The following is a 5101-nucleotide window of genomic DNA, read 5'->3' on the forward strand; positions in this document are numbered from 1 at the left end:
GAAAAAAAGCCCGCGAACGGATAAAATCCGCAAAGTGCAAGCGAGCCTATGCACATTAAAATCGCCGTCGGTCGCATAAACTTATATAATCCGCCCATATTTTGGATATTTAGATCGTCTTTCATCGCGTGCATTACGTTGCCCGCGCCCAAAAATAGAAGTGCTTTGAAAAACGCATGCGTCGCCAGATGAAATAGCGCGATCCAATACGCCCCGAGCCCTGCGGCTACGAACATATAGCCAAGCTGCGAAAGCGTGGAATAGGCGATGATCTTTTTAAGATCGTTATGAACCAGCGCCATCGACGCCGCAAAAACCGCTACGAAGGCGCCCAAGCAGACGATAAAACTGCTTACTTCGGGCGCGAGCGCGAAAATCGCGTTTGCGCGGATTACCAGATAAACGCCTGCCGTAACCATCGTCGCTGCGTGAATAAGCGCGGATACGGGTGTTGGACCCGCCATCGCATCAGCCAGCCAGGTATGAAACGGAAACTGCGCGCTTTTGCCCATCGCGCCGATAAATAAAAGCACTGCGATCAGAGTTAAAATTTCAGGCTCCAAGCCCGCTGCGTTCGCAAATACCACCTCGTACCGCAGCGAGCCAAAATTTAAATAGATCAAAAAAATTCCAAGCAGCATCCCAAGATCTGCGATGCGGTTCATTATGAAAGCCTCGTTGGCGCACCAGCTGTAATTGCTCCTATCATACCAAAAGCCGATCAGCAGCCACGAGCAGAGTCCGACCCCCTCCCAGCCGATGAAAAGCCCTAAAAAATTATCGCTCGTTACCAAAACTAGCATCGAAAATACGAAAAGCCCCAGGAAGCTGAAAAATTTAGCGAAGTTTTCATCATCCCACATATAGTAGATCGAATACACGTGCACGACGCTGGAAACGATGCCTACGACCACCATCATCACCGCACTTACGCTATCTATGAGAAAGCTAAATTTTGCGTCCAAAAATCCCGTGCTTATGAAATCGGCTAAATTTACGCTGATTAGGCGGTTGTCAGAGACGAGCTCCATCAAAGCAAGCGACGCGATAGTGCTTAAAATCACCAGCGCCGAGCAGATTACGCCGATAAACATCTTATCTTTGGCGCGAATGAAAACGCCTGCGAAGATCGCCGAGGCAAGCGGTGCGAAAAGGGCGATTAAGAGCCATACAAAAACGGTATCAAGCATCCGGCCCGTCCTTAGAAGGATTTTTAAAATTTACGAAGCTGTCAAGTTCGATGCTGCCCGTCTTCTTATACCACAAGATGAGCAGCCCAAGTCCCACGGCCATCTCGCTCGCGGCGATCGCTACGATGAAAAGCGCAAAAATTTCGCCGTTTATATTGTCGTAAAATTTCGCCACGGCGACGAGGGCTAAATTTGCGGCGTTTAATAAAATTTCGCTCGAAAAAAAGAGCATTATCAAATTTCTTCGCTTCATCATACCCGCAAGCCCTAGCCCAAACATCATCGCAGCGACGATCAGATAGTCATTTAGACCCATTTTATCCCTCGCTCTCTTCGTAGCTCAGGCTCGCGTCCATCTGCTTATGCGCAAGCACGATAGCACAGATCATCGCCACGAGCAGCATCACGGCGGCAAGCTCGAAAATCGCCAGATATTTCGTAAAGATAATCATCCCAAGTGCCTCGGTGTCGTCGGTGTTTAAAATTTTAAGCGTTTCTACGTTGTTCGCAACCACCGCGCCAAGCACGATAATCACGAGCAAAAATGCGATCACGCCGCTAAGCGCGAAAAATAGCCTTGCCCCCTTTTTCGGCTCGCTTACGTTTTTATCCGCGCCCAAAAACATCAGCGCGAAGCCGTAAAGCACGATCACGGCACCAGTGTAGACTATGATCTGCACTACGCCCAAAAACTCCGCATCCAGCAAAAAGAAAAATCCGCTCATAAAGACCATGCCGCCGGCGAGCGCGCTAAGGGCGTAAAGGACGTTTTTGCTAAAAACGCTGATACCGAAAAGTGCCAGGCAAACCGCGCTGAAAAAATAAAATGCAAGCGTTTGTATCATTGCTCCTCCTCCTGCGCGGCGGAATTTTCTTTGGAATTTCGCGCCGAATCAAGCGTGGAATTTTCAGCTTTCTCAGTAGAATTCTTTTTGGAATTTGCCTTAGATTTTTTGCCTCGCGCGGCGGAATTTCCCGCGTCTTGCGGAATGGAATTTTCTTTGGAATTCTCCGAAAAATCGTCGTTCGTAGCGGAATTATTTTTAAAATTTTCCGTAGAATCGCCGACAGAATTGTCAGCGTGCGGCGCAACGGAATTCTCTTTAAAATTTTCCACCAAATTTTTACTATCCGTAGCGGAATCTTTTGCATTTTGTGAGGCGGAATTTCCTTTGGAATTTCGCGCCAAATCAAGCGTAGAATTTTCAGCGTCCGCGGAATTTTCTTTAGAATTTTTGGCGTCCGTGGCGGAGCTTTCCTTTAAACTTGCCTGCTTGGCGTCTTGTCGCTCGGTCAAAATTTCGCCGCTTAAGCCAGCGCCCTTTGAAAATAGAATTTTATCGTTAGCGGCACCCTCTTTTTTAGAGCTTTCCGCGGCGTTATTTTTTAAATTTGAATCCGCGCTCTTTAAGCTGAGCTCGTCGCTTGCGGCGTCGCTTTTTATATAGGCGTTCGGCGTCATCTTGATCCGCGCGCCCGCGTTTTCATCCAGGCTGCCGTAGCCCGCAAACTCCTGCGCCGCGCCATTTAAGCATAAATTTTCGCCGCGAATCAAAAGATCCTCTTTGAAGCCGTAATACGCGCGCTGTTCGCTCGCAAGTTCGTATTCGCAGCCGTGCACGATAGCGATCTCGGGGCAGACGTCCGCGCAAAGCCCGCAATAGACGCAGCGCCCTAAATTTATCGAGTAGTTATCTACCTTTTTGCGGCCGTCGGCGCCGAGGCTGGTCTCCATCGCGATACAGTTTGCCACGCAGATCTTCTCGCACAAGCCACATCCGATGCAGCGTTCGCTGCCGCTTTCAAGCAGGCGCATAAGCTTGTGCACGCCGCGGTATCTAGGCGGCATAACAAATTTTTCCATAGGATACCGAAGCGTGTGCGAGCCGCCGCGCTTAAACATATTTTTTAGTACCACCCACAGCCCCACGAAAAGCTCGCCGTTAAAGGTGCGAGCTAGGAATCTGCGAAGCTTATCGCCGCCGGATTTAATAGGGGCTCTTTTGTCGATCTGGGCGTATCTTGCCATCGTACCCTCCTTAAACGATCGCTAGCGCCGTAATTAGCACGCAAGCAAGGGCTAGCGGCATGCAGACTTTCCAGCAAAGCCCCATCAGCTGATCGGGGCGCAGATGCGGCCACGCCGCGCGAGCCCATAGGAAGCAGAAAAACACGAGGCTTGATTTTAATACCATCATAATGCCACCGGGGATAAACCAAAACGCGTTGAATCCGCCCAAAAACAGCAGCGTCGTAGCGACTGAGTAGGTTATAATATTGGCGTATTCGCCGATAAAAAACATACCCCAGCGCATGCCAGAATATGCCGTACCAGCGCCCGCTACGATCTCGGTTTCATTTTCGGTGAGGCACAGCGGCGTGCGGTTGCACTCTACAAAGGCTGCGATGAGAAAGAGCGCGAAGCAGACGGGCTCTTTCCAGATAAACCACTTGTCAATACCGCCGCTTTGCGCGCTTACGATGTCGATAAGCGAGAGCGATCCCGTGATCATCACGATAGGGATCAGGCTAAGACCGTTTATCACCTCAAAGCAGGTGATCTGCAAAAACGCGCGAAACGCGCCTATCGTGCCCCATTTATTGTAGCTCGCAAGCCCTCCGATCAGTAGACCATAAACGCAGGTACCGCTAGCTCCGAGCAAAAATAAAATTCCCACATTTATATCGCTTAAAATCGGCTGTATCGTCCGCCCGCCGATAGTAAACTCCGGCAGCAGCGGCACTACCGAAAGCGCCACGAAAGCTCCCGTAGCCGATATGATCGGCGCGATCTTAAAAAGAAACTTATTTGCCCGCGCAGGGATCGCATCCTCTTTTGTAAAAAGCTTTATCATATCCGCGCCCACCTGCAAAAGTCCCGCAGGCCCGACCATAGAGGGCCCGATCCTGCGCTGCATAAAGGCAAGTACCTTGCGCTCGGCATAGGTCGCAAGCCCCGAGAGCAGCGCGATGACGGCTAAAATCACGAGCGCCTTTAAGACGGTAGCTACGAAATAAAATGCACTATCGCTCATCTGCCCTCTCCTTTGGAATTTGAAATTTTCTCGATTTTCACGCTTGCGTAGCGTGAGGTTTTGAAAAATATCTCGCCGCGCAGCTTCTCGTCAAAATATGGCAGATACGCCCCGCTAAAGCCTGGATCGATCTTTACGCTAGCGACGATTTCGCGGTTTAAGCTTATAAATTCAGTCGCGCCGCTTTCGCTATTTTCATCACCGGCGCCGTCTGCTTTATGCGCGTCGCTAACGCAATCCGCTTTTTTTGCACGACCGGCACCGCTTTTATCATTAGCGGCACTCGTTTTGCCTGCGCCGCCAGTTTTTTCATTATACCCCGCGCCGTCTGCTTGGTAAATTTTAACGACATCGCCTGCGCTTACGCCCAGAGCTTCGGCGATGTCGGGGCTTAGATACAGCGCGCCCGCTTCGCCCAGAGCGCTGCTTGCGCCGCTAAATTTATTGAATTGATGCAGCGGATTTGCCTCATAGATTAAAATTCCGCCCTCGCCCGGGCTAAGTGGCGCGGAAAGCGAAATTTCAAACTCCTCCTCGCTAGCGGCGAGCTCCTCGTTTCGCAGCTCATATCCGCGGTGGTTTGCGCCGCCGTTGTCGTAGAAATTTTCTAAATCGTCAAATTTAATCGGCTCAAAATCCGCGCCCAAGCTAGGCGTATAGCCGATCGCGTGCTCCGCGCAAACCCCAAGCGCACAGGCGATGTCGTTTAGCTCGTATCCGCCGTAATCAAGCGCCGCATTGGTAGGCACTACGCGCTTGTCGTAGTTCGTAAACGTGCCCTCCTGCTGCACCAAGCTAGGCGCGTCCAGATCCGCTTCCAGAACGCCGAAGCTAATATCGCCCGCTTCATTGTAGCCTAGCGTCTCGCCCGCGCTC

General features: G+C 50.8%; 4 protein-coding genes and 2 pseudogenes. All 6 read right to left on the bottom strand.

Annotation, left to right across the window (positions count from 1 at the left end; translation table 11 throughout):
• Nucleotides 1–1190: NADH-quinone oxidoreductase subunit L (gene nuoL / locus Q0614_RS02600; protein WP_298786341.1), on the bottom strand; the 1190-nt coding region annotated here is incomplete at its 3' end.
• On the bottom strand, nucleotides 1183–1506 hold the full coding sequence (nuoK, locus tag Q0614_RS02605; RefSeq protein WP_297948138.1) for an NADH-quinone oxidoreductase subunit NuoK: 324 nt from the start codon (nucleotides 1504–1506) through the stop codon (nucleotides 1183–1185). The genes nuoK and nuoL, both read right to left, overlap by 8 nt.
• 1 nt (nucleotide 1507) lies before the next feature.
• Nucleotides 1508–2035, bottom strand: a complete 528-nt coding sequence (locus Q0614_RS02610) for an NADH-quinone oxidoreductase subunit J (protein ID WP_297900582.1) — start codon at nucleotides 2033–2035, stop codon at nucleotides 1508–1510.
• Between the two features lie 596 nt (nucleotides 2036–2631).
• A pseudogene (gene nuoI, locus Q0614_RS02615) lies at nucleotides 2632–3219 on the bottom strand (NADH-quinone oxidoreductase subunit NuoI); the annotation flags it as partial.
• A gap of 10 nt (nucleotides 3220–3229) precedes the next feature.
• The gene (nuoH, locus tag Q0614_RS02620) at nucleotides 3230–4225 is read right to left on the bottom strand and encodes an NADH-quinone oxidoreductase subunit NuoH (protein ID WP_298786343.1); all 996 of its coding nucleotides are present in this window, start codon (nucleotides 4223–4225) and stop codon (nucleotides 3230–3232) included.
• Nucleotides 4222–5101: pseudogene (locus Q0614_RS02625) on the bottom strand (NADH-quinone oxidoreductase subunit G); the annotation flags it as partial. The gene nuoH and the pseudogene Q0614_RS02625, both read right to left, overlap by 4 nt.

This window comes from uncultured Campylobacter sp. (genome assembly GCF_937997595.1).
Lineage (GTDB): Bacteria > Campylobacterota > Campylobacteria > Campylobacterales > Campylobacteraceae > Campylobacter_B.

Excerpts from the sequence above, each read along its gene's own strand:
- nuoK (WP_297948138.1), bottom strand. The coding sequence starts at position 1,506 with ATGGGTCTAAATGACTATCTGATCGTCGCTGCGATGATGTTTGGGCTA.
- Q0614_RS02610 (WP_297900582.1), bottom strand. The coding sequence starts at position 2,035 with ATGATACAAACGCTTGCATTTTATTTTTTCAGCGCGGTTTGCCTGGCA.
- nuoH (WP_298786343.1), bottom strand. The coding sequence starts at position 4,225 with ATGAGCGATAGTGCATTTTATTTCGTAGCTACCGTCTTAAAGGCGCTC.